1 protein-coding gene is annotated in these 726 nt (G+C 71.5%); it reads right to left on the bottom strand.

Annotation, left to right across the window (positions count from 1 at the left end; all coding sequences use genetic code 11):
• Window positions 1-22 precede the first annotated feature (22 nt).
• Window positions 23-726, bottom strand: a 704-nt coding sequence (locus tag A5714_RS15080; RefSeq protein WP_197513723.1) for a uroporphyrinogen-III synthase, incomplete at its 5' end; no start/stop codon positions are given.

Genomic DNA, 726 nt, shown 5'->3' with positions numbered 1-726 from the left:
GCCGCCGACGCTCATCGTCTCGCTAACGCCTGCGGCTCTTCTTGCGCGGCGGCGGCAGCGCACCCTCGGCGCGCAACCGCGCCGCGTGTTCGGCCAGGGCGTCGACCAACGGTCCGACCGCGGCTGTCTCGGGCTGAACGTCGACCCGCAGACCGAATTCGGCTGCCGTCTCGGCGGTTTTCGGGCCGATGCAGGCGATGATCGTCCGCGCGTGCGGCTTGCCGGCGATGCCGACGAGATTGCGCACGGTCGAGCTGGAGGTGAAGCAGACGGCGTCGAACCCGCCCGTCTTGATCATCTCGCGCGTCTCGGCCGGCGGCGGGGCGGCCCGCACCGTCCGGTAGGCGGTGACGTCCTCGATCTCCCAGCCGCGTTCGCGCAGCCCCTCGGCCAGCGTCTCGGTGGCGATGTCGGCCCGCGGCAGCAGTACCCGGTTGACCGGGTCGAAAATGCTGTCGTAGTCCGGGAAGTCGTCGAGCAGGCCCAGCGAGGACTGCTCGCCCGCGGGCACCAGCTCGGGGCTGATCCCGAAGGCACGAACCCGGTCCGCGGTCGACTCGCCCACGCAGGCGATCTTCACCCCCGAGAACGCCCGCGCGTCCAACCCGAACTCGCCGAACTTCTCCCACACCGCGCGCACCGCGTTGGTGGAGGTGAACACGACCCACTGGAAGCGGCCGTCGACCAGGCCCTTGACGGCCCGCTCCATCTGGGCGGGGCTGCGCG

Source organism: Mycobacterium sp. E2462, assembly GCF_001672685.1.
In the GTDB taxonomy this organism is placed as follows: domain Bacteria; phylum Actinomycetota; class Actinomycetes; order Mycobacteriales; family Mycobacteriaceae; genus Mycobacterium.
Note: the sequence above shows the minus strand (reverse complement) of the source record. Positions and strands in the feature narration are given on the sequence as shown.